This window comes from Microbacterium sp. Ag1 (assembly GCF_001005635.1).
Classification (GTDB): domain Bacteria; phylum Actinomycetota; class Actinomycetes; order Actinomycetales; family Microbacteriaceae; genus Microbacterium; species Microbacterium oxydans.
The window spans coordinates 1-25,758 of the sequence record NZ_LBCR01000026.1; the positions used below are offsets into that span (position 1 = coordinate 1).

31 protein-coding genes are annotated in these 25,758 nt (G+C 65.9%); 15 read left to right on the forward strand and 16 right to left on the reverse strand.

All coding sequences use genetic code 11. The features are described from left to right. Positions 1-299: arsenate-mycothiol transferase ArsC (locus AAY78_RS04955; protein WP_046747421.1), on the reverse strand; the 299-nt coding region annotated here is incomplete at its 3' end. 21 nt (positions 300-320) lie between these two features. Then, positions 321-995, reverse strand: a complete 675-nt coding sequence (locus AAY78_RS04960) for an arsenate reductase/protein-tyrosine-phosphatase family protein (RefSeq protein WP_046747248.1) — start codon at positions 993-995, stop codon at positions 321-323. A 48-nt stretch (positions 996-1,043) separates the two neighbouring features. Here AAY78_RS04960 and AAY78_RS04965 point away from each other — a divergent pair, with 48 nt between their 5' ends. The 6 genes from AAY78_RS04965 (at position 1,044) to AAY78_RS04990 (ending at position 6,731) form a co-directional block, all read left to right on the forward strand. Then, entirely contained in the window at positions 1,044-1,805 is a 762-nt protein-coding gene (locus AAY78_RS04965) for an MIP/aquaporin family protein (RefSeq protein WP_046747249.1), read from the forward strand. 11 nt (positions 1,806-1,816) lie between these two features. Next, positions 1,817-3,217, forward strand: a complete 1,401-nt coding sequence (locus AAY78_RS04970) for an FAD-dependent oxidoreductase (protein ID WP_046747250.1) — start codon at positions 1,817-1,819, stop codon at positions 3,215-3,217. Positions 3,218-3,326: 109 nt separating this feature from the next. Beyond that, entirely contained in the window at positions 3,327-3,686 is a 360-nt protein-coding gene (gene cmtR / locus AAY78_RS04975) for a Cd(II)/Pb(II)-sensing metalloregulatory transcriptional regulator CmtR (RefSeq protein ID WP_045264358.1), read from the forward strand. After that, positions 3,683-5,593, forward strand: coding sequence for a heavy metal translocating P-type ATPase (locus tag AAY78_RS04980; protein ID WP_197077672.1), 1,911 nt, complete (start codon positions 3,683-3,685; stop codon positions 5,591-5,593). Before cmtR ends, AAY78_RS04980 begins: the two co-directional genes overlap by 4 nt. Further along, a complete protein-coding gene (locus tag AAY78_RS04985) occupies positions 5,593-6,201 on the forward strand; it encodes a cadmium resistance transporter (RefSeq protein WP_045264185.1) in 609 nt (202 codons plus the stop codon). The genes AAY78_RS04980 and AAY78_RS04985 overlap by 1 nt, the downstream gene beginning before the upstream one ends. Next, complete coding sequence (locus AAY78_RS04990) at positions 6,198-6,731, forward strand: signal peptidase II (RefSeq protein ID WP_227991975.1); 534 nt, start codon at positions 6,198-6,200, stop codon at positions 6,729-6,731. The genes AAY78_RS04985 and AAY78_RS04990 overlap by 4 nt, the downstream gene beginning before the upstream one ends. An 85-nt stretch (positions 6,732-6,816) precedes the next feature. On the opposite strand, the gene AAY78_RS04995 is transcribed toward AAY78_RS04990, so the two are convergent. From AAY78_RS04995 to AAY78_RS05035, 10 genes are all read right to left on the reverse strand, one after another. Continuing rightward, positions 6,817-7,470: a DsbA family protein gene (locus AAY78_RS04995; protein ID WP_046747252.1), complete on the reverse strand. Its 654-nt coding sequence runs from the start codon at positions 7,468-7,470 to the stop codon at positions 6,817-6,819. A 287-nt stretch (positions 7,471-7,757) separates the two neighbouring features. Next, the gene (locus AAY78_RS05000) at positions 7,758-8,069 is read right to left on the reverse strand and encodes a hypothetical protein (RefSeq protein WP_045264357.1); all 312 of its coding nucleotides are present in this window, start codon (positions 8,067-8,069) and stop codon (positions 7,758-7,760) included. 288 nt (positions 8,070-8,357) lie between these two features. Beyond that, positions 8,358-8,633 carry a hypothetical protein gene (locus tag AAY78_RS05005; RefSeq protein ID WP_137772159.1) on the reverse strand — a complete coding sequence of 92 codons (276 nt, stop codon included), beginning with the start codon at positions 8,631-8,633 and terminating at the stop codon, positions 8,358-8,360. Between the two features lie 235 nt (positions 8,634-8,868). Beyond that, on the reverse strand, positions 8,869-9,123 hold the full coding sequence (locus AAY78_RS19490) for a hypothetical protein (protein ID WP_074731521.1): 255 nt from the start codon (positions 9,121-9,123) through the stop codon (positions 8,869-8,871). A 420-nt stretch (positions 9,124-9,543) separates the two neighbouring features. Further along, a complete protein-coding gene (locus AAY78_RS05010) occupies positions 9,544-10,389 on the reverse strand; it encodes a F510_1955 family glycosylhydrolase (RefSeq protein WP_046747253.1) in 846 nt (281 codons plus the stop codon). Positions 10,390-10,532: 143 nt separating this feature from the next. Further along, positions 10,533-11,126 (reverse strand): DUF305 domain-containing protein, encoded by a 594-nt coding sequence (locus AAY78_RS05015; protein WP_046747254.1) that lies wholly within the window; start codon positions 11,124-11,126, stop codon positions 10,533-10,535. An 86-nt stretch (positions 11,127-11,212) separates the two neighbouring features. After that, positions 11,213-11,647 carry a DUF6153 family protein gene (locus AAY78_RS05020; protein ID WP_052748655.1) on the reverse strand — a complete coding sequence of 145 codons (435 nt, stop codon included), beginning with the start codon at positions 11,645-11,647 and terminating at the stop codon, positions 11,213-11,215. A 53-nt stretch (positions 11,648-11,700) separates the two neighbouring features. Next, positions 11,701-13,830: a heavy metal translocating P-type ATPase gene (locus AAY78_RS05025; RefSeq protein ID WP_197077673.1), complete on the reverse strand. Its 2,130-nt coding sequence runs from the start codon at positions 13,828-13,830 to the stop codon at positions 11,701-11,703. A gap of 54 nt (positions 13,831-13,884) precedes the next feature. Then, entirely contained in the window at positions 13,885-14,208 is a 324-nt protein-coding gene (locus AAY78_RS05030; protein WP_046747256.1) for a heavy-metal-associated domain-containing protein, read from the reverse strand. 35 nt (positions 14,209-14,243) lie between these two features. After that, positions 14,244-14,525, reverse strand: a complete 282-nt coding sequence (locus tag AAY78_RS05035) for a metal-sensitive transcriptional regulator (protein WP_046747257.1) — start codon at positions 14,523-14,525, stop codon at positions 14,244-14,246. A gap of 269 nt (positions 14,526-14,794) precedes the next feature. Here AAY78_RS05035 and AAY78_RS05040 point away from each other — a divergent pair, with 269 nt between their 5' ends. Beyond that, positions 14,795-15,196, forward strand: coding sequence for a four-helix bundle copper-binding protein (locus tag AAY78_RS05040; protein ID WP_046747258.1), 402 nt, complete (start codon positions 14,795-14,797; stop codon positions 15,194-15,196). Beyond that, positions 15,148-15,711 (forward strand): DUF305 domain-containing protein, encoded by a 564-nt coding sequence (locus tag AAY78_RS05045; protein WP_231589657.1) that lies wholly within the window; start codon positions 15,148-15,150, stop codon positions 15,709-15,711. Before AAY78_RS05040 ends, AAY78_RS05045 begins: the two co-directional genes overlap by 49 nt. A 308-nt stretch (positions 15,712-16,019) precedes the next feature. Here AAY78_RS05045 and AAY78_RS05050 read toward each other — a convergent pair whose 3' ends face one another. Beyond that, positions 16,020-17,228 (reverse strand): DUF418 domain-containing protein, encoded by a 1,209-nt coding sequence (locus AAY78_RS05050; protein WP_052748656.1) that lies wholly within the window; start codon positions 17,226-17,228, stop codon positions 16,020-16,022. Positions 17,229-17,312: 84 nt separating this feature from the next. Then, positions 17,313-18,275, reverse strand: a complete 963-nt coding sequence (locus AAY78_RS05055) for an arsenic resistance protein (protein WP_046747260.1) — start codon at positions 18,273-18,275, stop codon at positions 17,313-17,315. A gap of 150 nt (positions 18,276-18,425) precedes the next feature. Here AAY78_RS05055 and AAY78_RS05060 point away from each other — a divergent pair, with 150 nt between their 5' ends. The 3 genes from AAY78_RS05060 (at position 18,426) to AAY78_RS05070 (ending at position 21,729) form a co-directional block, all read left to right on the forward strand. Further along, on the forward strand, positions 18,426-19,079 hold the full coding sequence (locus AAY78_RS05060; protein WP_046747425.1) for a GntR family transcriptional regulator: 654 nt from the start codon (positions 18,426-18,428) through the stop codon (positions 19,077-19,079). 234 nt (positions 19,080-19,313) lie between these two features. Next, a complete protein-coding gene (locus AAY78_RS05065; protein WP_046747261.1) occupies positions 19,314-20,354 on the forward strand; it encodes a TerC family protein in 1,041 nt (346 codons plus the stop codon). A 94-nt stretch (positions 20,355-20,448) separates the two neighbouring features. Continuing rightward, positions 20,449-21,729 (forward strand): hemolysin family protein, encoded by a 1,281-nt coding sequence (locus tag AAY78_RS05070; RefSeq protein ID WP_046747262.1) that lies wholly within the window; start codon positions 20,449-20,451, stop codon positions 21,727-21,729. 16 nt (positions 21,730-21,745) lie between these two features. Here the strand turns inward: AAY78_RS05070 and AAY78_RS19685 are convergent, their stop codons facing one another. Continuing rightward, positions 21,746-21,898 carry a hypothetical protein gene (locus AAY78_RS19685; protein ID WP_231589658.1) on the reverse strand — a complete coding sequence of 51 codons (153 nt, stop codon included), beginning with the start codon at positions 21,896-21,898 and terminating at the stop codon, positions 21,746-21,748. Between AAY78_RS19685 and AAY78_RS05075 the strand changes: the two genes are divergently transcribed. The 3 genes from AAY78_RS05075 (at position 21,882) to erm (ending at position 24,179) form a co-directional block, all read left to right on the forward strand. Continuing rightward, positions 21,882-22,589, forward strand: a complete 708-nt coding sequence (locus AAY78_RS05075) for a sensor histidine kinase (RefSeq protein WP_231589659.1) — start codon at positions 21,882-21,884, stop codon at positions 22,587-22,589. The two genes, AAY78_RS19685 and AAY78_RS05075, sit on opposite strands and share 17 nt — an antisense overlap. After that, positions 22,586-23,188, forward strand: coding sequence for a response regulator transcription factor (locus AAY78_RS05080; protein WP_046747263.1), 603 nt, complete (start codon positions 22,586-22,588; stop codon positions 23,186-23,188). The genes AAY78_RS05075 and AAY78_RS05080 overlap by 4 nt, the downstream gene beginning before the upstream one ends. A 226-nt stretch (positions 23,189-23,414) precedes the next feature. Next, positions 23,415-24,179, forward strand: a complete 765-nt coding sequence (gene erm / locus AAY78_RS05085; protein WP_046747264.1) for a 23S ribosomal RNA methyltransferase Erm — start codon at positions 23,415-23,417, stop codon at positions 24,177-24,179. Between the two features lie 57 nt (positions 24,180-24,236). On the opposite strand, the gene AAY78_RS05090 is transcribed toward erm, so the two are convergent. Next, positions 24,237-25,049 carry an alpha/beta fold hydrolase gene (locus AAY78_RS05090; protein WP_046747265.1) on the reverse strand — a complete coding sequence of 271 codons (813 nt, stop codon included), beginning with the start codon at positions 25,047-25,049 and terminating at the stop codon, positions 24,237-24,239. A gap of 169 nt (positions 25,050-25,218) precedes the next feature. Between AAY78_RS05090 and AAY78_RS05095 the strand changes: the two genes are divergently transcribed. Next, on the forward strand, positions 25,219-25,725 hold the full coding sequence (locus tag AAY78_RS05095; protein WP_046747266.1) for a methylated-DNA--[protein]-cysteine S-methyltransferase: 507 nt from the start codon (positions 25,219-25,221) through the stop codon (positions 25,723-25,725). The last annotated feature ends 33 nt before the right edge of the window (positions 25,726-25,758 follow it).

The window sequence follows — 25,758 nt, forward strand, 5'->3', positions numbered from 1 at the left end:
CCACCCCGCGGGACTCCAGGCGTCGCCGGCAGGGTGAGTCCGGGCTTCATCAGGACCACGATGTCGGCGGCGTCCAGGTCGTCGACGGTGACGGCGCGCGGCACACGATCGGTGATGTTCATTCCGAGTTCTGCGACGGTGGCGGCCACGGCCGGGTTTACTTCGTCGGCGGGGGAGAGGCCCGCCGACGTCGCGGTGAACCGGTCGCCGGCCAGGTGCTCTAGGAGCGCTGCGCCGAGCTGTGAGCGGCCGGCGTTGTGCTGGCAGATGAAAAGGACGGTTGGGGGAGCGTCAGTCACGGGGTCTCTTCCGGGTTGGGTTCAGCTGGCGGCGAGACGGGGAGCGAGTTCCGCGATGCGGCGCTCCAGCTCGTCAAAGGCGGTATCGAAAGCGTCATCGGTGCCGATCCGCACCGGGTCGGGAATCGACCAGTGCAGGTGCCCGGAGACGCCGAGTTCTTCGTGAGCGTTATCGCACACCGTCACCACGAAATCCGAATCGGTCAGGACCGAAGTCAGGGCGCGCGGTGATTCCGTTGGCAGTGCGAGGGCGTGGCGCTCGGCTGTGGCAACCGCTCCCGGATCTATCCGCTCGGCCGGGTGCGTTCCTCCCGATGACGCCGGGATGCTGCTGCGGGTAGACCACAATGCCGCAGCAAGCTGCGACCGGGCGGAGTTCGCCGTACAGACGAACACGACGCGATCCGCGCGCTCCACTCGGCCGGGAGTGAGCCCGCGAAGTGCGGTTTCGGTTAGGTGAACGTAGCTGCGCCGTTTGTCGGCCTCCGAGCGGGAACGCGAGACCATCCCCACGGACTCCAGCACATTCAGATGATGTGTGACGAGGTTGGAGGGAAGGCCCAACGCCACCCCGATTTCGGTGGGGGAGAGGTCGCCCAGCGTGAGACGGTCGACGATCCGTAGGCGAGATGGGTCACCCAGCGCGGCGTGCTTTGCCGCGCGCGCCTCCACCTGATCAGTTCGTTCAGTGTTCATTGTTTCAATCTTGACTGAACTACCCCTCTCGGGTCAAGATAAGCCGACATGAACATTGCTACCCGCTCCCAGTCCGAGCCCGCGCGACCTCACATGCTGCGCCGAACTGCTGCCGAGTTCCTTGGAACGGGCCTGCTCGTCACGATCGTTGTGGGTTCCGGCATCGCTGCGCAGCGCCTCTCGCCGGATGACGTCGGCCTCCAACTGCTGGAGAACAGCCTGACCACCGCGCTCGGCCTGACGGTCCTGATCCTCATGCTGGGCCCCGTGTCTGGCGCGCACTTCAACCCCGTGGTGTCGATCGCAGATTGGCTGCTCGGACGCCGCGCCGGGACGGGACTCCCGCTGCGCGACCTCACCCCGTACCTGCTCGCGCAAGTTCTCGGCGGGATCGCCGGAACGTTCTTGGCGGGAGTGATGTTCGACGCCGCCCCCGCGCTCTCATCGAACGACCGCGCGACCGATGGCCACCTGGTCGGGGAGGTGGTCGCCACCGCGGGACTTGTGCTGTTGATCTTCGCGCTCGCGCGCACGGGCAAGGGATCGACCACGGCGGCCGCGGTCGGCGCGTACATCGGCGCGGCGTACTGGTTCACAAGCTCTACGTCGTTCGCGAATCCCGCGGTGACGATCGCCCGCATGTTCACCGACACCTTTGCCGGCATTGCGCCCGCCTCTGTCGCGCCGTTCATCGCTGCACAGCTCGTCGGGGCTGCGATCGGCCTCGGCCTGCTGCTCGCCCTCTACCCGACCGCCGCCCGCACGGCCGGCGACGTCGTGCTCCCTCAACAACTCGAAACCCAGCCCTGAAAGGCACCCTCATGCATCTTGTAGCGATCGGCGGAAGCGACGCCGGAATCTCCACCGCCCTACGGGCCCGCGAACTCGACCCGTCCGTCGATGTCACCGTTGTCGTGGCCGACGCGTACCCGAACTTCTCGATCTGCGGCATCCCGTACTACTTCTCCCGCGAGGTGCAGCCCTGGCAGTCGCTCGCCCACCGCACCCACGCGGATCTCGAAGCCACCGGCATGAACCTCCGTCTGGACACCCTCGCCACCGGCATCGACGTCAACAGCCGCCGACTCACGGTCCGCGACGCGAACGGCAGCGAATCAACGATCGCGTACGACGAACTCATGGTCGGCACCGGAGCATCCCCGTCAACCGCCGGCATCGCAGGCCTCGACCAGCTCGGCCCCGACGACGGCGTGCACCTGCTGCACTCGATGGGCGACACCTTCGCGCTAGAGAAGTACCTCGACGACCATCAGCCCGAGACGGCAATCATCGTCGGAGCCGGCTACGTCGGCCTCGAAATGGCCGAAGCCCTGACCGTGCGGGGCCTCCAAGTCACCCAGCTCCAGCGCGGCCCCGAAGTCCTCTCCACCCTCGATCCCGAACTCGGCTCCCTCGTCCACGACGAACTCACCAGACACGGCGTCGACGTCCTCACCGGCACGCGCGTCGAAGCCGTCACCCGTGAAGCCGCATGGATCACCGTCACAGGAACCCACGACGGAGAAGCACTCTCTCGCACCGCTGACGTGGTGCTCGTCGTCGTCGGCGTGCGACCTAACACCAGCCTTCTCACCGCAGCCGGCGCAACCACGGGCGCGGGCGGCGCTGTCGTCGTCGACGAACAGATGCGTACCGGCCTGCCGAACGTGTGGGCGGCCGGCGATGGGGTGGTCACCCACCACCGCCTGCTCGGCGTCACATACCTTCCTCTCGGCACCACGGCGCATAAGCAAGGACGCGTCGCAGGGGAGAACGCGATCGGTGGCGATACGCGATTCGCTGGGAGCCTGGGCACGCAGGTCGTGAAGGTGTTCGATGTCGTGGCCGCACGCACGGGGCTTCGTGACCACGAAGCGACAGCCGCCGGTTTTGCCCCGCACAGTCACACCGCGATCGCGGACGACCACAAGCGGTACTACCCGGGCGCGTCGCCCATCAGCATTCGCATCACCGGAGACACCAACGACGGCCGTCTGCTCGGCGCGCAGCTCGTGGGCACTCGCGGTGCCGAAATCTCCAAGCGCGTCGACACCTACGCCACGGCTCTGCACCACGGCATGACTGTCGCGGCGATGAGTGACCTCGACCTGTCGTACACGCCCCCGCTCGGCTCACCGTGGGACGCCGTGCAGGTCGCAACCCAGGCGTGGGAGCGGGAAACGCGCCGGTCGGCATCTGCGCTGCGACAGCCTGCTGCTTAGGATCGCTCTGACGTGGGGATACTCCGGGCCCACCAACGACGCTGGAAGCCTTACTCGAGTCCTCTTTCGACGATCGCGATTGGTCACCGATGGCTGTATAGTTCAGTACGTGCTGACTATTGCTTCCCGTATCGATGTAATGAACCGGCTTGGCCGGGCGATGGCCGATCCGACGCGCTCCCGGATCCTGATGACCCTGCTCCAGGGGCCCAGCTATCCGGCCGTCCTCTCGCGCGATCTGGTACTCACTCGTTCGAACGTGTCGAACCACCTGACGTGCCTGCGCGATTGCGGAATCGTCGTCGCGGAACCAGAAGGCCGCCAGACTCGCTATGAGATCGCCGATCCGCACCTCGCTGCTGCCCTCATTGCGCTGGTGGATGTGACGCTGGCTGTGGATGAGCACGCGCCGTGCGTGGACTCAGCGTGTACGGTGGCCGGTTGCTGTGCGACGGGGGTGGACGCGTGAGCGCGGCGTGTGGCTGCGAGCACGAGCCTGCCAGCGCGGTGGACGAGGAAATCGAAGAGGCCGAGCGCCCCTGGTGGAAAGACCGCGGAGTTCTGGTGCCGGTTTTCTCCGGGGTCGCGTTCCTGGCCGGCCTGATCTTGGAGTGGTCTGGCCAGGAGATCCCCGCGCTGGTGCTGTTCTGGGTCGGTCTGCTGCTGGGTGCCTCGACGTTTACGCCGGGAGCGGTTCGAAAGCTGTTCAAGGGCAAGCTGGGCATCGGTCTGCTGATGACGATCAGCGCCATCGGTGCAGTCATCCTCGGCTACGTGGAGGAGGCCGCAGCTCTCGCGTTCCTGTACTCGATCGCTGAGGCGCTCGAGGACAAGGCGATGGACCGTGCCCGCGGCGGCCTGCGCGCACTGCTCAAGCTCGTACCGGAAACAGCCACGATCCTGCAGGGCGACACTACTGTGCAGGTGCAGGCGAGAGAGCTGACGGTCGGCCAGGTCATGGTGGTCCGGCCGGGCGAGCGGATCGCGACCGATGGGGTCGTGCGTTCTGGTCGCTCGAGCCTGGATACCTCGGCGATCACCGGCGAATCGATCCCGGTAGAGGTGGAGCCCGGCGATGCGGTGTCGGCGGGTGCGATCAACAGTGCCGGTGCGCTGGAGGTCGAGACGACGGCTGCTGGCACCGACAACTCGCTCACTACGATCGTGGAGCTGGTAGAGAAAGCGCAGACAGAGAAGGGCGAGCGTGCTCGTCTCGCGGACAGGATCGCCCGCCCGCTGGTGCCCGGTGTTCTGATCCTCGCGGCGCTCGTCGCGATCATCGGGTCGCTGCTGGGCGATCCAGAGGTGTGGATCACCCGCGCGCTTGTCGTGCTGGTCGCGGCTTCTCCGTGTGCACTCGCAATCTCGGTGCCACTCACGGTCGTCGCCGCGATCGGCGCCGCAAGCAAGTTCGGCGTGATCATCAAGTCCGGTGCCGTCTTCGAGCGCTTCGGCACCGTCCGGCACGTTGCCCTCGACAAGACCGGCACCCTCACCCGCAACGAGTCCATCGTTACCGCTGTCCTCACCGCAGATGGCGTGTCGGAGGCTCAGGCGCTGGCGTGGGCGGCAGCGCTGGAGCAGCACAGCACGCATCCTCTCGCTGCCGCGATCACGGCGGCCGCTCCGGGTGTCACAGCCGCTGCGGACGTGACCGAGCGGGCTGGTCACGGCATTGACGGCACGGTCGACGACTCGAGAATCACTGTGGGAAGCCCCCGCTGGCTGGACGCCGGCGCGCTCGGGGATCGGGTCGCGGAGCTCGAAGAGCAGGGCATGACCGTCGTGATCGTGCATCGTGACGGGACGCCGGTCGCCGCGATCGGCGTCCGTGATGAGCTGCGCCCAGAAGCCCCCGAGGTGGTCCGAACGCTCACCGGCCAGGGCGTCGGCGTGACGATGCTCACCGGCGACAACGCCCGGACTGCCCGTGCGCTTGGTGCGCAGGCCGGGATCAGTGACGTGCGAGCCGAGTTGCGTCCGGAGGACAAGGCGACCGCGATCGCGGAGTTGTCGAAGGTAGGGCCGGTCGCGATGATCGGTGACGGAATCAATGATGCCCCGGCTCTCGCCGGCGCAGACATCGGCATCGCGATGGGCGCGACCGGCTCCGACGCAGCGATCGAATCCGCCGACGTCGCGTTCACCGGTCACGATCTGCGTCTGATCCCGCGCGCGTTTGACCACGCCCGACGGGGACGACGGATCATCAACCAGAACATCATCCTGTCGCTGCTGATCATCACCGCACTGCTCCCGCTCGCGCTCTTCGGTGTCCTCGGGCTCGCGGCGGTCGTCCTGGTCCACGAGGTCGCCGAGGTCATCGTTATTCTCAACGGCCTGCGCGCCGCCCGCACTCCGCGAGTGAAGAGCTGATGCTCGCGACCATCGGATCAGCGATCGGCCTGTTCGCTGCGACCAACATCGATGACATTGTCGTGCTCACCGTGCTGTTCCTCGCTTCCAGCCGAGGAAAGCCGCGACCGTGGCAGATCGTCGCAGGCCAGTACTTCGGGTTCATCACCCTCGTCGTGATCAGCGTGATCGCCGCGCTCGGCCTCACGATCGTCCCGGACGAGTGGGTGGGCTTCCTCGGGCTGATCCCGCTCGGCATCGGCATCTGGACGCTCGTACGTGGCTTGCGTCGAAACGGTGATGACGATGATGATGACGCCAAGATCACCGCGGTCGGGTTGTGGGGCGTCGCCGGGATCACGATCGCCAACGGGGCCGACAACATCTCCCTTTACACGCCGATCTTCCGCACCAGCGCGCCCGGCGACGTCGTCGTCATGATCGTCGTGTTCCTCATCCTCGTCGCCGTCTGGTGCGCTGCCGGACGGCTGATCGGCACCAACAAGGCCGTCACCGAGGGGCTGGAACGAGTCGAGCACTGGCTCGTACCGGCCGTATTCATCGGTCTCGGGCTGTTCATACTGATCGAATCCGGCGTCATCGTTCGCCTGATTGAGGTCCTCGGATGATGTCTTCCGAGGCCGAAGCTCGCCCGTCTATTGCGCGAAAAGTGCCGTCGGCGCCGCGCTGGCAACTCACGGTTGGAGCGCTCCTGATCGCCGTGTTCGTCGTCCTGATCGATCAGGGAACGAAAGTGTGGGCGGTAGCGACTCTCACGGAGCGCGAGCGCATCCCGCTGGCGGGCGACCTGCTGGGCCTGCAGCTTGCGTACAACCCTGGTGCCGCCTTCTCCTTCGGCGAAGACTTCACCTGGGTGTTCGCGCTGCTCGCTGTCGCCGCCACCGTTACAGCGATCGTGTTCGCGTTTCGAGTTCAACGCCTGGGATGGGCGATCATCATCGGCGCGCTCGGAGGAGCCGCAGCATCACACGCAGGCGACCGTCTCTTCCGAGATCCCGGGTTCGCCCGCGGACACGTCGTGGACTTCCTCGCCTACGGGAACTGGTTCATCGGAAATGTCGCGGACATTGTGATCTTCGCTGCTGCGATCGCCGGAGCGTTCCTTATGATCCGCGGCGGCGATGAGACCCAAGAATGAGACGTCTAGGGCAGCCGCTAATGCGCGGATGCGGTAGGAGGGCTGATTGCGGCGGCAGGACGCGAGAGGGTTCGAACACTCGAGGTCAACGGTTGGTCGCCTCGTCGAGTGCGTTAGTCAGGTCGCTGAGCTGAGTGAGTTCAAGCTTCTCGCCATCCAGGAAAAATGATGGCGTGCCGCTGACCCCAAGATACTGTCCATCGTTGAAGTCAGCTTCGACTCTCTCCCTAGTCGCCGGGGCGGCTACAGCCGCGTCATAGGCACCCAAATCCAACCCGAGGTCCTCCGCGAAGGTACGGAACAGGTCCGCTCGCGAGGTCTGCTGTTCGCCCCACTGAGTCTGCGTTTCGAACAGGCGCTGATACATCTCCTCGAACTTCCCCTGCTCGGACGCGGCTTCCGCAGCCAGGGCGGCGTTCATCGAATTGAAGTGTCCGGGGAGGGGGTAGTAGCGAACGACGTAGTTGATTCCACCCTCGTACTGTTCGCGGATCTGCTCGACGACCGGATAGAACGCACCGCACGCTTCGCACTCGAAGTCGAGGAACTCAACCAGCGTCGGAGCGTCTGGCCCGGACGCGTCGAGCACATGCGAATCCGCACGGGTACCAGGCAGTGCACCTTCTGTGCGGGATTCCGGAGCTGCGGGGCGGGTCATCAGGACGACCACGAGCGCCATAATGGCGAGCACGGTGAGGGTGGAGCCGGTGACGAGGGCGACCTTGACGGGGGGTTTCAAGACGGATGCTCCAGATCGGTGGCGGGCGTCGCCAAGGTAGGGAGGTTTAGAAGAGGGCGAGTAGGGGCGTCTCGTTCATTGCATCGAGACGAAAGCAAAAGTCAGCACACGCTGACTGTACAGGGACTGCTGACTAACTCTCCTGGTGATCCGGTGGATGGTCGCGTCGCAGACGAAGCGCAACCCACCAGCCGCACCGGCGACAGATGAACACCCCGCGCTTCCCAAGGGCATGCAATTTCCTTCGGGGCAACGATCGCCCGCAACACGTACATGTCTCGTCTGACTCAGCGGCCACGAGTGATGATCGCCTCCCGGATCTGATCAACCGTCGGCGTACCTGCCACGCCCGCGGGTGTCGCGTAGACGCGACACGCTAAGGCGACGCTGTGATCCGCGCCGGGGAACAGATCCTTCCCGTTCAGTGTGATCGTGGGAGACCCGGCAAAGGGAACCGCAGCGGCATCCTCCTCCGTGCGGATGAGTCGATAGCGCAACGGCGTGGCCCCATGGCCTGTCTCCCGAAGCGCCTCGGCAACATTGTGGCCCGCGGCGATCCAGCTGGGACAGCCCGCGATATGCAATAACTCAATCTCCATGATCACAAGGATCCTCCCATCTGCTGCTGACCGCGCAGCATCGCCGGGGGCCTACGCTTCAATCTTTTGTAACGATCGGCTATGGCAAGGCAGCGGTCGTCGTCAACCAGGTGCGCGACCAGCCGAAAACGATCATTTACGGCGCGATCTAGTGCCTGCCTAGGAGTTCCCGTCACAAACGTTCGCCGCAACCGCCAAACGACAAGGGCTTTCGGCTGATCTCGGACTGTCCCGCTCGTCTCTGCCCCGTCCGGGGTATGAGGTGACGTTGGTAGACAGTTTGGACGGTTACCAGGCGTAGACGTTCTCGGAGATCTTGACCGCCCCTTCCGGTGCTTGAACTCCGTCGACCACGACTTGGTACTTGCCTGCCAGACCGTCGACCCCGACCGTGCCGCCACCGCAGCCCACCACCCACTCATCCTTGCCTGCGTCCGCGACAAGACAAACGGTTGAGTTTTCGAGGCCGCGAGCGAGCCAGAGCGAAGTGCCCGCATGCTCCCCGACGTAGCGACTCGTCGATACGTCGACGTCGTCATACGCATAGTCCGTGAGTTCCGGCAACTCATCGCGGCTTTCTCTCTCCCCTTGAAGGTCCGAGAATCCGACCAGGTCAGTACTGCAGCCAGAGAGAAGCGTGATCGACGCGAGAACCAGAGCTGTCGCAGAAGCGTAACGGAGGCGAGGCATGGCCCCCATCTTGGCTCACCACAAACAAGAGCACCACAGGTCGACCGCCAGGCAGCCGATAACGATCGTTTCCGGCGAGCTCGCGTCGCACGTCATCGTACGCCCGCCGTTAACGTTCGCCGGTATCTGCTTTCGGTAGACGTTTCCGGCGTTCAGGTAGCTGATCTTGCTCGTCGTCCGTCGATGCGAGTTGGCGTGGTTGGTTTCGTTCCGCGCGGAGTTGTTGCTCGATCTTGGCGTGTGCTTTTCGTTCGTTGCGGTCGGCTCTGATGATGGACCGCAGGACGAACCAGAATGCTGCGACGACGGCGATCGTGGGGATGACGGACCAAAAGGCGTTGGTCCAGTAGTCATTGAGATTCATCCGCGCCTCCCGGGGGCTCACGCAGCACGAGCGCCAGTCCGACGATTGCGAGGATGAACGCTGTTTCGTAGCTTCCGAGCGTGTATGCCCAGAGTGACCATTGGTCTGGAACGGTTGTGTCGATGAGGAGATGAGCCGCGATCAGTGCGACGGCGGCCAGGAGAAGGAAGGCCCCGACACGTACGAGGCGATCGTGACGCCGCTGTGGGGACACGTGGCTGGTGCGCGTGGGAACGTGTGCTGGTGGACGGTGCCGAGCTGGGTGCAGGTGGCGGGTCATCTGAATATGGCTCCGATGAGGTAGAAGCTCGCAAGGGCGAGAAGCAAGGCGAGGACTGTGGCGCACGCGATGAAGACAGATATGCGGCGGAAGGGATTGCGGCGGGGGACCATGGGTGGCCGTTCTGGTGGTGGCGTTCTCTACCGGGCGGGGGCGAGGATGGTTGTGTCGTCGGCTGTGATCTGGACGATGCCTCGGTCGTCGACAACGATGAAGCGTTCGTCATCGATCGCGGTGAAGGCCTGAGCGGCCCCTTGAAGCGCGTCGAGGCGTTGCCATGTTCCTTCGGTGTTCTGTGACCAGAGGGCACCATCGGTTCCGACTCCTGCGAGCGAGCCATTGGGTTTGGCGTCGAGTGTGTAGAGCAGTGGGGCGTCGGCGATGGGGGTGAAGGTGGCGCCGTTGTCGGTGCTGAGGAGCAGCCCTTCTTCTGCGGCCGCGTAGAGACCGTCGCCGGTGGCCGCGAGGTCTGCCGCGGAAAGTGTTGCGCCGCGGGTCCATTCGAGACCGTCGTCCGTGCTGACGAGGAGATCGACGCCATCGGACGCGATCCCGTAAAGAGTGCCGTCTGGTCCGGCGGTGAGGACATGGAAGTCCGTGCTGCCAGTGAGCGCGATCGGTGACCACGATTCGCCGAAGTCGTCACTACGAATGACACCTAGGTTCGGGGAGCCGAGCTGTGCGGGTGTCTGTGTGCCCGGGTGTCCGGATGCGAAGAGGGCGTCGTCGAGGACGGTAAAGCCCATCGCATCGAAGTCGTGGCCTCCGATGGGACCGGCGATCGCACCTTCGGGCGTGAGGGTGAAGAGTCCTCCGTGGGTGGCTACGAAGAGGTCCTCACCGCGGGGGTCAGCGGCAACACCGTGAATGTGTTGGATAACGGGGGGCACCGCGTTGGCGCCGGGGGCCTGCGGCGCGGCGCAGCCGGTGAGGGCGACGGCTACGAGAGCGATCGCGAAAGCGGGTAAGGGCGAGTGGCGGTTCATGAGACTCCGACGTGAAGAAGTGCATGCGGGTGCGCGGCCGGTACGCGAATGAGAGTCGCGACATGGCGCCAGCGCGGTGGCGTGGGTTACTGCGAGAAGGCCAGTTCGGGGGTGCGGGCGAGCGCCGCACCCCCGAAGGTGGATCAGAGCGTGTCGAGGAGGTCTTCCATCGTGGCGATCTCCGTGGTCTGCGCCTCGATGATCGTCTCGGCCAGAGCGACCGCGTCGCTGTTCTGGCCGTTGTCGACCTCTTCTTGGGCCATCTCGACGGCACCCTCGTGGTGCTGGATCATCTGCTCGAGGAACAGGCGGCTGGCGTCCGCGCCGGTGGCATCCTCGAGAGCCTGCATGTCATCTTCGGACATCATGCCGCCCCCGTGATCCATGCCCTCCATGTCGGAAGTGTCAGCGCCCCACTCTTCGAGCCACTGGTCCATCTTCTGGATCTCGGGCTCCTGCGCGGCCTTGATCTCTTCCGCAAGGGCGACGACGCGTTCGTCGACGCCCTCCTTGCTGAGAAGCATGTCGGACATGTCGATGGCCTGGGCGTGGTGCTCCTTCATCATGCTGGCGAACATGATGTCGGCGTCATTGGCGTCCGCGGAGGCCGGGGTGGAGCTGCTGCTTTCATGGTTCATGCCGGGCATGTCGCCGCCGGAGGTGTTACTGGCGCAGCCGGCGAGTCCAAGCACTGCGGCGAGGGTGAGTGCGGCAGTCGCCGCAAAACGGGTCTTCATGATGGGGTTCTCCAAGAGTCGATGGTAGTGCCCAGCGAGAGAGGCTGGGCGAGGGCGTTACCCGCAGAAGGCGGGCACGCCTGCCATCACGTGCGACTGATGCAGAGAACGGTGAGAGACGGAGGCCGCAGCGGATGCAGCGCATCCCGGAGGTGTAGGCGGGACACGGGCGTTCCCGGGGAGTGCGCGACGGCACGCCACCAGGCGGACGGCCGGGTGAGCAGCACGACGGCAATGAGGAGCGCGAGAACGCAGGCCATCCACGCCATGCCGTGATCGTCAGAACACGTGGCGCACCCCGCCTCGTCCATCGCTGCGGCGTCGCCTGAGGCGTGTGCGGGGTGAGCGTCGGCATGCGCGGGTGCGACGGCGATGGTCTCACTGTGCCCGGAGGGCATGGTGTGCGTGTTCATCGAGTGCATAGCCAGAAGCCCGAAGATCACGGAAAAGGCGACGGCGACGACGGCCAGGAGGGTGCGGGTGAGGGTGCGCTGGTTATGCACGCGGCGTGCGATCGTCATCAACACTGTCCCACCTCCCTTTCTTCCAGGGTACGTCGCTGCCGCCCATGCGCCTACTTGTCGACGACGTCGCCCGGGCTGAGGTTCAGCCGTCGCAGCAACTGCGCATTCAGCGCGACAACGATCGTGGACAGTGACATCAACACCGCCCCGACCGACATCGGCAACACGAACCCGACGGGGGCGAGCACACCGGCAGCCAACGGCACCGAGAGAAGGTTGTACCCGGCGGCCCACCAGAGGTTCTGTTTCATCTTCCGGTAACTGGCCCGTGACAGCTCAATCACGGAGATCACCGATCTGGGGTCGTCGCTGGCGAGGATGACACCCGCGGAGGCGATCGCGACGTCCGTTCCTGCGCCGATCGCAATCCCCACGTCCGCCTGGGCGAGGGCGGGGGCGTCGTTCACGCCGTCACCGACCATCGCGACCTTGCGGCCTTCGTTTTGCAGTTCTTTCACCTTGGAGGCTTTGTCCTCCGGACGGACCCCGGCGAAGTACCGGTCGATACCCAGCTCGTCGGCGACGGACGCGGCTACCGCGTCAGCGTCACCGGTGATCATGACGACCTGCACGCCGCGCTCGTGAAGCGCATCGACTGCGTGACGCGACTCGGAGCGGATCTCATCCGCGAGGCGCAACGCACCCGTCACCTGACCGTCGACGAGCACGTGGAGGATGATCGCACCCTCACCGCGCCACTCGTCGGCAACCGGCAGCTCGGCGGCGTGTTCTTGCTCGAGCATGTACGGGCCACCGACCTGCACGACACGACCATCGACACGGGCGCGCACCCCGACCGCAGGCGAGGACTCGAAGTCGGACGAGCCCGGAACGGTGAGGTTCTTCTCCTTCGCCGCGTTGACGATCGCGCGGGCGAGGGGATGCTCGGAGTCCGCTTCCGCGGCCGCAGCCCACGCCAGCAATTGATCCGCGTCGATCCCCGTGATGGGATCGATTGCGGTCACGGCAGGGGTGCCCTTGGTGAGCGTGCCGGTCTTGTCGAACAGCACCGTATCGACGGTGCGCATGCTCTCCAGAGCAAGACGATCCTTGATCAGAACGCCACCACGAGCGGCCCGCTCGGTCGCGATCGAGACGACAAGCGGGATCGCCAGGCCAAGAGCGTGCGGGCAGGCGATCACCAGCACCGTGATCGTACGGATCACGGCAGCGTCCGGGAAGCCGACGATGGTCCAGATGATGGCGGTGATCGCGGCGGCGCCGAGCGCGAACCAGAACAGCCATCCCGCCGCCTTATCCGCGAGACGCTGGGCCCGCGACGACGAGCTCTGCGCTTCGGTGACGAGCTTCTGGATGCCCGCGAGAGCGGTGTCCTCACCGATGGCGGTGATCTCCACTCGCACACCGGAGTCAGTGGCGACGGTGCCGGCGATGACCGGGTCACCGTCGCTGCGGCGTACCGGCCTGGATTCTCCGGTGATCATCGACTCGTCCATGCTGGCCGAGCCCTGCACGATCCGCCCGTCCGCAGGAATCCGCCCGCCGGGGCGCACGACCACGACATCGCCCACCTGCAAGTCGGAAGGTGCGACCGTGACGGTCGTGTCACCGTCGATCTTTTCGGCCTCGTCGGGCAGCAACGCGGCCAGGGAGTCCAACGCCGATGTCGTCTGTGCGAGGGAGCGCATCTCGATCCAGTGCCCGAGCAGCATGATCACGATGAGTAGGGCCAGCTCCCACCAGAAGTCCAGCTCGTGGTGCAACAGGCCGAGGCTCGCACCCCACGAAGCGAGGAATGCCACGGTGATCGCGAGGGCGATCAGAAGCATCATCCCGGGCTTGCGGGCACGGAGCTCACTCACCGCGCCGGTGAGGAACGGGGTCCCGCCCCACACGTACATTACGGTTCCGAGGACCGGGGAGATCCACGCAACCCACGCGGCATCGGGCAACGGATAGCCGAGGATCGTCGAGAACATCGTCGAGAACCCGACCACGGGCACCGCGAGGAGCAGCATGATCCAGAACAGGCGCCGGAACTGGCCTACGTGATCTCCGTGGCCCCCGTGGCCGCCGTGACCCTCGTGCCCGCCGTGACCTGTGTGTTCTGGTGATGCGCCGTGGTCGTGGCCCATCGCCGCGTGGTCGTGCTCTGTTGTGGGCGCCCCGCCGTGTTTGGCGTGTGCGGTGTGATCGGTGTGGTCGTCGTGCTGGCTCATCGGAACTCCTTGCTCGAATCCGCCCGGGTCGGGCCGGACGCTCTCAGGTGCGACTCAGGCGTGGTTGGTCGCGAGGGCGTAGCCGGCCTCTTCAACCGCAGCCTGCACGGCAGCGGGGTCGACAGGGCTGGTGCTGTGAATGGTCACCCGGGAGGGGCCGCCAGCGTTCAGATTTACGGTGACGGACTCGACGCCGTCGACAGCGCTCAGTTCCTCACTGACGCTCGACACACAGTGCGAGCACGTCATTCCCTCGACCAGCACGTCCTGCGTAACCGCAGACGCCACGGGTGCGGATGTCTCCGCGTTCAAGGGGGTCGCGCAGCATGCGCAGCCCGCGTTCGCGTCCTTCAGTCCGAGTTCGATGCGATCAGTCATGCGTGTGTTCTCCTTCAACTAGACAGACGTGGGGGTCATGAACGGACCAGGCGGGCGATTGCTTCGTTGGCCTCGCGGACCTTTTCTGCAGCGACCGCCCCGCCTGTGGCGCTCGCTTCGGTGACGCAGTGACTCAGGTGATCGCTGAGCAGTGACAAGGCGACCGTCTCCAGGGCCTTCGTCGCCGCAGAAACCTGGGTGAGGATGTCGATGCAGTACTTGTCCTCATCGACCATCCGGGCAATCCCTCGCACCTGACCCTCGACACGGTTCAACCGCTTGCGCAGATCGTCCTTGTTTCCGTCATACCCGTTCATGATTCGAAGATACCCCCTGGGGGTATGCAACTCAAGTGGTTCCGGTTCCATTCCCGACGTGAGTACTTTGTGTCCACCTCGCTCACGCTGCGACCCGTGATTCGTCGGCGGTGCTGTCGCGAGTATCCGGAGTTGCGGCGGAGACTCGCGCGAACGCGGCCCACCACAGCTAACACACCCCGGCGGGGTACTCAAGGGCCTCAATGAGTGGAGGGCGCGAGCGTACCTTCGTGGCTCACGAAGCTCGTGGCTCACGAAAGGACCCCCTCATGTCTACTACCGAGGAAATGCTCCGCACCTACCCGAAAGACCTAGGCGGAATCGATCAGGAGAAGCTTGCTGAGTGCATCGACGCGTGTCTGGAATGTGCGCAAGCATGCACCGCGTGTGCCGACGCCTGCCTCAGCGAGGACATGGTCGCTGACCTGACCAAATGCATCCGCACGAACCTGGACTGCGCAGACCTTTGCGCCACCACAGCCCGCATCCTCTCCCGCCACACCGGGTACGACGCCAACCTCACCCGCGCCGCGCTTGAAGCCTGTCGAACGGCCTGCACGAGCTGCGCCAACGAGTGCGAACAGCACACCATGCACGAGCACTGCACGATCTGCGCCGAGGCATGCCGGCGCTGCGAACAAGCCTGCACTGCGCTGTTGGAGACGCTATGACACAGCACCACGCCGACAACGGGGCACGCCCACCCGTACCGGAATCTCACGAACAAGACCACGGCGGAATGTCGAGCTACCTCAAACTCGCCATCTCCCTGACGCTCAGCTTCGTCGTGATGTACTTCCTCACGTTCGCGATGATCAACGTCCTCGATGACCTCTTCCTCAACATCAGCAACCTCTACATGGCTCTGATGATGGTGTTCCCCATGGGCATCATCATGGTCATCGTGATGTGGAAGATGTTCCCGAACAAGGCGGTGAACGTCGGGCTGCTCGTAGGCTTCGCCGCACTATTTCTGGTCGCGTTCTTCATGGGCCGCGCAGAAGCCTTCGTCGGTGACGACCAGTTCCTCCGCTCCATGATCCCGCACCACTCGCGAGCGATCCTGGTATGTGAGCAATCAGATATCAGCGACCCGGAAATCCAAGACCTCTGCAAGCAGATCATCTCTTCACAACAAGAAGAGATCGACCAGATGAACGACATCCTCGACCGGCTCAACGAATAGTCAACCGACCTTTGGCGACGAGTGAGCCCGAAGAAGGACTCCGGACCCACCGCCGATCAGCGGGGTCTAGGCCGACTCGGCACACACTACGCGTGGGGACCTCCGTGAACCACCGAAAACGATCGTTTACGGCAGACGCACGGAGGTCGCCGGCCGATCGCACGACACGCCGATCGCGCACCCGCCGAAACCCCCTGCCGAAACCAGATGCGCCGAAACTGGCCGTTCGACGTTTTAGGCAGCGTGAGAGTGGAAGGTGATTTACGACATCTTTCGTGAGACAGCCGGCAGCCTCGACCGTGCATCACTCACCCGTCTTCCCGGGAATGTTCTGTCTCACCGACCGACAGCTTTCGTGAGATCGGACACGCGCGCCTGCGAGTGGGGAATCGGAAGCTGACGTCCCAGATGTACTCGAGCGGTCCTTTCCGGAACCGGCGGGACCAGAGGTTCGCGAAGAGGACGACGATGCCGGCGATGCCGACGAACATCACGAGGGTTCCCACGAGTGGGTCGAGCGTCGTCGACAGCGGCGAGTGACCGATCAGCTGCTGCGCGACTCTCCCGAGGATGTTCTGCAGCACGTAGCAGCTCAACGCCATCCGTCCGACGAGGGAGAGTTGCCGCCCGACGAACCCGATGGGGTGTCTCTGATAGAACGCGGCCATCAGGGCGAGGATGCCGAAGGCGACGAAGGGAGCGGAGAGGAACCGGTCGAGACCGAACTGGTCCTGCGCGAGAAAGAAGGTGAGCTCCAGCGGAAGACCGATGCCGAGTCCGATGATCATGACCCACCTGCGCAGGCGTGCCCCTCGCGGTTCGAACAGCCCGTGGCGATACAGGATCGCGCCCAGCGTGAAGAGCACGAGCCCGAGCGAAAGGATGGACCCGGTGTCCGTGCCGATGGTGAGGTCGGAGAACACGGTCAGTGAGTTCGCCTGCACCGTCGCCCAGTACCCCGATTGGCCGCTCGAATCGCCCGCGTCTCCGGGGAACACGAGCCCCGGGAGCATGAAGGTGCCATCGGCGGTGAACAGCGGCATGAGCATGAGGGTGATGTGCGCGGTCAGTGCGACCCCGATGAAGATCCACTGGCGCTTCTCGGGCAGCAGGAGCACGAAGGCGACCACGAAACCGAGGATCGCATAGGCCCGGAGCACGTCGAACTGCACCACGAAGATGTAGTTCAGCATTCCGTCGAGGAACAGCAGCCCGGTGCGGATGAGGTAGGTGCCGGGCCACCGGCTTCCCCGGCGCAGAGCGGCTTGACGCTGGATCTCGAGTCCGATCCCGAACATGATCGTCAGGAGCCCGAGGAACTTGCCGTTCGAGGCGGCCGACAGCAGGTCATCCCACCAGATGTCGATGACCCGTTCGCCGAAGAACGCGCGGAACAGCCAGATGTTGCTCGCGAGGGTGCCGATGATGGCCACGCCGCGGATGACGTCGAGCGACGCGATACGGCGGGAGGATGTCGGTGCCGCAGGTGTCGCGGAAGGTGGAGCGAGATCATTCATGGGTCCAGCCCACGGCAGAGGCGGTTGCCGGAGCGTATGGCGTTTTCGATACGGGCGGGATATCGGGCTGTGGGTGGAGAGCGGTCAGTCGCCCCGGACCAGGCGTGGGACGAGCGCCACCATCACGACCATGACGATCAGTTCCACCATCGTCTGCGTCACGACGATGAGCGGGGCGATCGCGAAAGCACTCGGAAGTGCCAGTGCCAAGGGCAGCACCACGAGCGAGTTGCGGGTGACGGCGCTGAACACCACGGCACGCCGCCCCGGCGCATCGAGTCGTGCGACGCGTGCCGCCAGGGCTCCGAGCGGCCCGACGATCACGGCGAATCCCAGAAAGAGCGGAACCGTCACGAGCACGCCTGCCCATGCATCGCCGAGGTCCGCCACCTGCGAGGCGACGACGGTGGACAGGGTCAGCATCATGAGCGGCACCATTCCCCCTGCCGATCCCTGCTCGACGGCCCGAGCGAACGCGTGTCTCCTCGCCGTCAGCTGCGTCAGCGCGGCCAGCCCGAGAGGGAGCACGATCAGGAGGAGGAACGCGTCGACGAAAGGGCGGGCATCGAACGAACGCAGAACGCCCGGCCCCATGATGAGGGAGACGTAGACGGGGAGCAGGAGGATCTGCACCAGCATGAGCAGTGGAGTCGCCGCCAGCAGCCGGGCGCGTTCGCCACCGGCGAGGCCGGTGAACACGATCACGTAGTCCACGCAGGGAGTGAGCAGCACGAGCAGTACACCGAGGAGCACGGCTTCGTCGGTGGCGACGAACCTGGTCAGGCCGAACACCACGAGCGGCACGACGGCGAAGTTCACGATCAGCAGCGTGACGAGGAAACGCCAGTCGGTGAAGGCCCGCCCGACGCGAGAGAAAGGCACGCTCAAGAACGTCGCGTAGAGAAGCAGCCCCAGGGCAGGGGTCATCGCAGACTCCCACCACGGAGCACTCGCAGGTGCCCATAGACCGATCGCGGCGCCGACGACGATGGACGTCAGGTACAACATCACCTGGTGCCGCTCGCCCCATGCCGTCAGCTCGCGCATAACCACCTCCAAGACCCTGTTTTTTCACGGCGATTACGCGGGATGCGATACATTGCAGTGTAGGTAGAACTTCAGGCTCTACTACATTTGCGTGCTCGAGCGGAGGACAAGGCAGTGGCACTCTCAGGCGGACCCCTCGAGCGCAGGTCGATGAGCGATGAGGCCTACAACCGGCTGCAGGACGCGATCATCAGCGGTGAGCTGCGCCCGGGAGAGCGGCTGCGTGACTATGAGCTCGCCGAGCGCCTCGGAACCTCGAAGACTCCGATCCGGCACGCTCTCGACCGACTGGCAGACCACGGCCTCGTCGAGATGCAGCGCAACCGCTACACCCGGGTCGCGCCGATCGACCTCGATCAGGTCCGCAACGCGGTCGACCTCTTCGGAGACATCTGGATCGGATCGGTGCGCCACGTGATGCCGCTCATCCAGGATGACGATCTCGCGTACCTCGCCGAGCTCGCGGATGAGATGTCCGCTGCGATCAAGTCGCGCGACGTCGCCGGCTTCGGTGTCGCGCTGCGAGGCACGGCGACGGGCTTCGCGCGCATCGAGGGCAACGCCTCGCGGGCGGTCATCATCGAACGCCTCGGGCCGCAGATCCGCCGGTTCGGTCAGCACGCGAGGGATGCCTTCGACTGGGAGGGCGTCGGTGGATTCGTCGACTCCCTGCGCAGCGCGATCCTCGAGCGTGATGCCGTGGGGACCCGGGCCGTGCTCGTGACGTTCTTCGATGAAGTGCTCCCCGCGATCATCGATCGCGCCGAGGAGCAGGAGCTCACCCGGCCCGAGATCGGGGACTAGCAGCTCCCGCATCGATCGCCGACGCTCCTTCCTCGCTCGGAGCGGGACGTTCCCGGCAGATCCACAGGAAGCGCAAAGGGTGTTCTCCTAGTCTGGGGGAACCCAAGGGGAGTACTCCGACACGGTGGGGTCGTCATTACGGATGCATGTCGCATCCCGGGCCACCGGTTCCATGTTCCATGGAATGGAGAAGACTTTGGCGGTACTGTCGTACCCCGAGTCTGGAGCCCGAATTTGGACGTCACCCCCCTGATCTGGATCATCACGATCGCCGTCACGATCGCGTTCTTCGTCTACGAGTTCTTCGCGCACGTGCGCACGCCGCACGAACCGACGATCGCGGAATCGGCACGGTGGTCGATCTTCTACATCAGCCTCGCGCTGCTGTTCGGCGTCGGCATCGGCGTCTTCTCCGGGTGGACGTTCGGCGGCGAGTACTTCGCCGGATATCTCACCGAGAAGGCCCTGTCGATCGACAACCTCTTCGTCTTCCTCATCGTGATGACCGGCTTCGCCGTGCCGAAGAAGTACCAGCAGAAGGTGCTGATGATCGGCATCGTGATCGCGCTGATCCTGCGCGGAATCTTCATCGCCATCGGCGCGACGCTCATCGAGAACTACTCCTGGATCTTCTACCTGTTCGGTGCTCTGCTGCTCGTGCTCGCCTACCGTCAGGCGTTCAGCGACCACGAGAGCAACCCGGCCAACGGGCGGTTCATGACCTTCGTGCGTCGTCACCTGCCGGTGAGCGAGGACTACAACGGCGACCGCCTCACCGTCGTGAAGAACGGCAAGCGCTTCGTCACTCCGATGCTGCTGACGATCATCGCGATCGGTTTCATCGACCTCGTGTTCGCGGTCGACTCGATCCCCGCGATCTACGGCCTCACCGACCAGGCGTACATCGTCTTCACGGCGAACGCCTTCGCGCTCATGGGTCTGCGTCAGCTGTACTTCCTGATCGGCGGGCTGCTCGAGCGGCTCGTCTACCTTGCTCAGGGCCTCGCCGTCATCCTCGCGTTCATCGGCGTCAAGCTGGTCCTGCACGCGCTGCACGTCAACGAGCTTCCGTTCATCAACGGCGGCCAGGGCGTCGAGTGGGCCCCCGAGATCCCGATCTGGTTCTCGCTGCTCTTCATCGGCGCGACGATCGCCGTGGCCACCGTGGCCAGCCTGATCAAGACCCGTCGCGTCCCGGCCTCGGGCCACGAGGTCTCATCCACCGAATCCACCACCCACACCAACAACACCACCGACAACAAGGAGCATTCTTGAGCGCGCAGCGCTGTTCTGACTCTTCGGACTCTGACAGTACGAGCGCCCGGTTCGTCCCGGGCGCTCACCCCACCACAGACGAGGCGGCCCGTTGATGGGCGACCTGCTCTGGAACATCGCCCTCGTCCTCGCGTTCGTGCTGATCGGCGGTGTCTTCGCTGCGACGGAGATGGCGCTGGTCACGCTGCGTGAGAGTCAGATCAACGCCATCGGGCAGCGCGGTCGTCGTGGAGCGAAGGTCGCCTCCCTCGCTCGCAATCCCAACACCTTCCTGTCCGCGGTGCAGATCGGTGTGACCGTCGCGGGCTTCGCGTCGGCGGCATACGGTGCGACGTCGATCGCGCCGTCCCTGGCACCGGTTCTCGAGTCGTGGGGGCTGCCGCCCGCCCTCTCGCTGACCGTCGCGACGCTCGTGCTCACCCTCGTGATCGCGTACCTGTCGCTGGTGCTCGGCGAGCTCGTGCCGAAGCGTCTCGCGATCCAGCGCAACGCGCAGTTCGCCTACGCGGTCGCGCCAGCCCTCAACGGGTTCGCGACGATCATGCGTCCGGTGATCTGGCTGCTCTCGGTCTCGACCAACGCCCTCGTCCGGCTGCTCGGAGGGGATCCGCACAAGACCAGCGACGAGATGACCGACGAGGAGGTGCGCGACATCGTGGCCAGCCACCAGGGGCTCCCGGATGACGAACGACGCATCCTCGACGACGTGCTGTCCCTGCGCGGACGCCAGGTCAGCGAGGTCATGCGGCCGCGCCCCGAGGTCGTCGCCCTCGACGAGGCCGCGCGGGTCGGAGAGGTGATCGCGCAGGTGCGCGACCTGCCGTTCTCGCGCTACCCCGTGTCGGAGACCTCGATCGACGACATCACCGGGTTCGTGCACGTGCGCGACCTGTTCGAGGCTGCCGCCGACGATCCGACTCGTCCGCTGAGCGCGCTCATGCGCGACATCCCCTACATCCCCTCGACCGCGCGCGTGCTGCCGACCTTGACCCGCATGAGGGCCGAGGGGCATCACATAGCGGTGGTCGTCGACGAGTACGGCGGGACGGACGGTCTCGTCACCCTCGAAGACCTCGTGGAGGAGGTGGTCGGCGAGATCTTCGACGAGTACGACGCGGAGGTGTTCATCTCGGCGGACGACGGCATCGACGGGCGACTCAACCTGCAGGACTTCGAAGAGGCGACCGGGTTGGCGATGCCGCGCGGATCGTCCGACACCATCGCCGGCTTCGTGACCGAGCAGCTGGGACGCCTCGCCGTGGTCGGAGACACCGTGGAGGTTCCCGGTGCGACGATCCAGGTCGCCGAGATGGACCGCCGACGCATCGCGCGCGTGCGGGTCATGACCGATCCCATCGCGGAGTCGGACGCCTGATCCCGCGCCTCCGTCGTCAGGTGCGCGGTGTCAGGGTTCCCAGCTCGTGGAGTCCCTCCGAGAGGACATCGACCAGCAGGCGGGCGTAGCGCCCATCGGGGTCGAGGTCGGGGTCGAAAACAGTCGACTCGCACCTCGACGTCGCTCCCGAGGTGCCCTTCCTCTTCACCGCCGCCTACACCGTCTTCCTCCCCGTGATGACGGTCACCTCGCTGTGGTGGTGGGATGTCTTGATCACCCTCGATCGCGCCAGGGCCTCCGAGGCTCGGCTCGCCGCCACGCAGGAACGCCTCCGGGTGGCGACCGACGTGCACGACCTGCAGGGGCATCACCTCCAGGTCATCGCGCTGCAGCTGGAGCTCGCCGAGCGTCTGCTGCCGAGTGACGCCGATGCGGGGATGGAGCAACTCCGTGCGGCGCGGATCAGCGTCGACGAGGCGCGACAGGGGACCAGAGACCTCGCGACGCGCTTCCGCTCCGTGCCGCTGGGAGACGAACTCGCCAACGCCCGTGATCTCCTGACGGCGGCCGGCCTCGATGTGGGAGCCACGATCGATGCGGATGCGAACGCCGCACCGGCATCCGCCCTCGGTCCGGTCATCAGGGAGACGACGACGAACGTTCTCCGACACGGCGGCGGACGGTATGCACGCCTCCTGCTGGGTCGCGTCGGCGACGACTGGCGCTATGAGATCGCGAATGATGTCGCGGTCGACGCCGATATCGAGCACGACGGATCGGGCCTCGACGGTGTGCGGCGCCGGATCGAGGAAGCGCGCGGAACTCTCGATGTCCGGCGTGAGGCCACCGAATTCGTCGTCGTCGTCACTGTGCCGATGGGATCGGAGGAGGCTCGATGATCCGGGTGCTGCTCGCCGATGACGAGGCGATGATCCGATCCGCGCTCGCAGCCCTCCTCCGCTTGGAAGACGATATCGAGGTCATCGCCGAGTGCGAGGACGGCGAGCAGGCGGTCGTCGAGGCTCTGCGACTTCAGCCGGATGTGTGCCTGCTGGACCTCGAGATGCCGGGGCTCGACGGCGTTCAGGTGGCCGAGAAGCTGCACAGGGCGATCGCGACGCGGTGCGTGGTCGTCACCCGTCACGCGCGTCCAGGCGTGCTGCGCCGTGCCCTGGCCTCGGGTGTCTCCGGCTTCCTGCCGAAGTCCCGTGGGGCCGATGAGGTCGCCGCTGTCATCCGCCGGGTCGCGGCGGGGGCTCGCTATGTCGATCCGGAGATCGCCGCCGATGCGCTGAGCGACGAGCGCTCACCGCTCACGGACCGCGAGCTCGACGTGCTGCGTGCCGGTCGGCGTGGGGAGACGACCGGCCAGATCGCACGGGCGCTCTCACTCGCCCCGGGGACGGTGCGCAACCATATCTCCGTCATCCTCGGGAAGCTCTCGGTCGGAACCCGTCAGCAGGCCGTGCTGATGGCCGAGGAGCGCGGCTGGATCTGAGGGCGGATATGCTGGCAGGCATGGGAACAATATGCGCAGCGCCCGTGATGGGGCGCACTCTCGTGTTCCGCGACCGCCGCGCCTGACGGCGCGCTCGCTCTCCGCACGCATCTGCGCGCCGTCCACCGAGATGTCACCGCACCTCGGGACGGGCAGTCCTCACTGACGCCTCTTCGCGTCGTCTCCCTCCTCCGAGGTGCTCCGATTCTTCTTCTGGAGCGCACTCATGCCTCGTTCAATCCATGGCGGCCGTCACGAACTCGGCCAGAACTTCCTCACCCACCGCCCGACCCTGACCCGCATCTCCGCCCTCGTCGGTCGGACCTCGGGCTCGATCCTCGAACTCGGCTGCGGCGACGGAGCGCTCACTCGCGTGCTCGCGGATCTGGGCAGACCGCTCACCGCGATCGACGTCGACGAGCACCGCGTGCACCGATTGCGCAGGGCGTTGCCCGGTGTGCGCATCGAGATCGCCGACGCCACACGGCACCCGCTCGATGCGGACACCGTGGTCGGCAACATCCCCTTCCACGTGACGACGCCCATCCTGCGGCGCCTGCTCTCGGGCGACCGCTGGAACGAGGCGGTGCTGCTCACGCAATGGGAGGTGGCGCGCAAGCGCGCCGGTGTGGGCGGCGCGACCATGATGACGGCGCAGTCCGCGCCGTGGTTCGAGTTCGCCCTGGAAGGGCGCGTCCCCGCGTGGGGTTTCTCACCGCAGCCGAGTGTCGACGGCGGTCTGCTCGCCATCACCCGTCGGGGGTCGCCTCTCGTCGCGGTATCGGATCGGCAGCGGTACGAGGCGTTCGTCCGCGCGATGTTCACGGGCCGAGGGGGGAGCCTCGCCGCGGTCGTGGCCGCCGCCGCACGCATCCCTATGGGCAAGGCCCGGCGGGCAGTGGCGGCAGCCGGGGCGAGGGAGTGTCGCCTTCCCCGTGAGCTGCGCCCGGAGCACTGGGCAGCGCTCTGGCATCAGCTCTGCCGCGGTTGACGTGTCGAGGCCGTCGAGCTGGTCGTGCGCTCGATGGCCTCGATCGGCGGGCGTTCCTCAGCGGTCGAGCACCTCACGAAGACGCGCGGCGAACTCCCCGGGGTGATCGACGAATCCGGTGTGGTCGCCGGGGAACCGGGTCGGCTCGACTCCGAGCCGTTCCCCGAGGGCAGTCGTCGTGCGTTCGCACAGCTGGCCGACCGACTCCTGGCCGATTCCGAGCACGAGGTCGGCCGTGCGCGCTCGCAGTGCCGCCAGGTCGGGTTCCCAGCGCACGCTGGCCGGAAGCTCGTGACGGAACCAGAACTGTTCGTCGGCGTGGTGCTGCGGATCGACCTCGCCGCCGAACCACTGGACGAGCGCCTCCTCGGGCATCGGGATGTTCGCCTGCGCGAAGAAGAGCCTCCAGGCGCCGACGCGGTCGCCGGAGAGCGCCGCCGACCGGAGTTCGTCGGTGAGGCGGCGCTGTTCGACGCGGTCGGGCAGCAGCTCCAGGAGTGGGGGTTCGTGGGCGATGACGACGGATGCGAGGTCGCCGTGCGCCTGCAGGACCGCCAGGCTGGTCACGGCGCCGCCGCTGGAGCCGAAGACGGTCGCTGGTCCGCGATCGACGTGCTCGATGAGCGCCGCGAGATCATCGGCGCGCTGCTCGGGGCTGGAGCCCTGCGAGCGGTCGTGCAGGATACTCCGTTTGACTCCGCGCGGGTCGGTGGTGAGGACGGCGTGATCGGTGGCGAGCTCGTCGGCGAAGGGAGCGAAGGCGTCGGCATCCATCGGCGCGCCGATCAGGACGAGCAGCGGTCCCTCGCCGCGGAGCTCGTAGTGCAGACGGACGTCGGCGAGGTCGAGCGCGGCCGTGGTGGTGTTCATGGGGTGCTCCTCGTCAGCGAGATGGTGATCCTGCCCGGTAAGGGGATGCCACCATCCAGGGTCGCGCCGGAAGCGGCGGGGCGCCATACCCTCTCCCCGCGAGATCGCTCATCCGCGCCGTGATCGTTCGGCCGGTCTGCGTGTCCGGAACGGGCGGTACTCTCGACGCATGTCGGCTTTCGGAACGCTCGCGACTCCGGTCGGCGTCGTCGGAGTCGTCAGCGACGATGGGGCGATCACCCGCGTCACGTGGCGGTCGACTCCGCCCGACGGGAGTGTGGTGGTGTCCGAGCCGGGCGCCGATCCGCTGCTCACGGAAGCTCTCGCGCAACTCCGAGCCTATTTCGACGGCAGGCTGCGGTGCTTCGACGTGCCGGTCGACCTCGGCGTGCAGACCGCGGCGACCAGAGCTGTGCTCCTTGCCCTGCACGAGACCGTCGCGCAGGGTGAGACGATCACGTACGGCGGCTTGGCCGCACGCAGCGGAACCGCGGTGCCCGCCAGGGGGATCGGCTCGATCATGGGAGCCAACCCCGTGCCCTTGATCGTCCCCTGCCACCGGGTCGTCGCCGGCGACGGACTCGGCGGCTATTCGGGCGGCGACGTCGGTCGCGGGCTCGAGACCAAGCGTTGGCTGCTGGAGCACGAAGGGGCACTGCCCACCTCGCTGTTCTGAGTGCAGCGCCCGCCTCCGTCATCGCGTCAACTC